Here is a 791-nt window from a genome sequence, read left to right as displayed (position 1 = left end):
ACTTCTAATAAGTTAAGGAAAAGCTCCCTGTCTCTCCAAAAATAAAGCGCGCCAGTTATGTGCCCCAAATCTGGCATATACGCGCCTGCCCACATCAAATGTGACGCGAGACGTTGGAGCTCTAACATTATTGTTCTTATGTATTTTGCTCTTTCAGGTACTTCAACATTCATTAGTTCTTCAACAGTTTGAACATAACAATGCGTCCAAGTAGTTGAGCTAGCATAACAGAGCCTATCTGTCAAAGTGGTGTTCATGAAATATTTTCTGCGCTCACCCATTTTCTCAACTGAACGATGGAGATATCCTAATTCAGGATCTGCATCAGTTATAGTTTCCCCATCAACTTTTACTTTCAAAGTCCAGAGCCCATGAGTCATTGGATGCTGTGGGCCCATACTAATCCACATCTCAGCCATTACCACTCCTCCTCGTGTATCTCATACACGTAATCTTTTCTAAGTGGGTGACCTGCAAAACCCTCAGGTAACAAAACTCGTCTCAAATCTGGATGACCCACAAAATATATTCCCATCATATCAAAAGCTTCTCTCTCATGCCAGTTGGCACCTCCCCAAATATCTGAAATTGAGTCAATAGTAGGCGTATCTCTATCTAAATAAATGTGAATTTCAGCCATAACAGACATATCGTTTTGTCCAACGGTTACAGACTTGTTAACGACTGTAAAATGGTAAACTAATTCAAATTCAGGTTGATTATCTATTGCAGTAATCAAAGAACAATGCTCAAAACCATAATCATTCTTTAGCTCCATAAAAAACTCTTTC

General features: G+C 39.4%; 2 protein-coding genes. Both read right to left on the bottom strand.

Features of this window, described 5'->3' with window-relative positions; genetic code table 11:
* Positions 1-419, bottom strand: a 419-nt coding sequence (locus tag QGG57_06960) for an NADH-quinone oxidoreductase subunit NuoD (GenBank protein ID MDP7007900.1), incomplete at its 3' end; no start/stop codon positions are given.
* A partial coding sequence (locus QGG57_06955; GenBank protein MDP7007899.1) for an NADH-quinone oxidoreductase subunit C occupies positions 419-791 on the bottom strand: 373 nt, incomplete at its 5' end. The genes QGG57_06960 and QGG57_06955, both read right to left, overlap by 1 nt.

Source organism: Candidatus Poseidoniia archaeon, from assembly GCA_030748895.1.
Classification (GTDB): domain Archaea; phylum Thermoplasmatota; class Poseidoniia; order MGIII; family CG-Epi1; genus UBA8886.
Note: the sequence above shows the minus strand (reverse complement) of the source record. Positions and strands in the feature narration are given on the sequence as shown.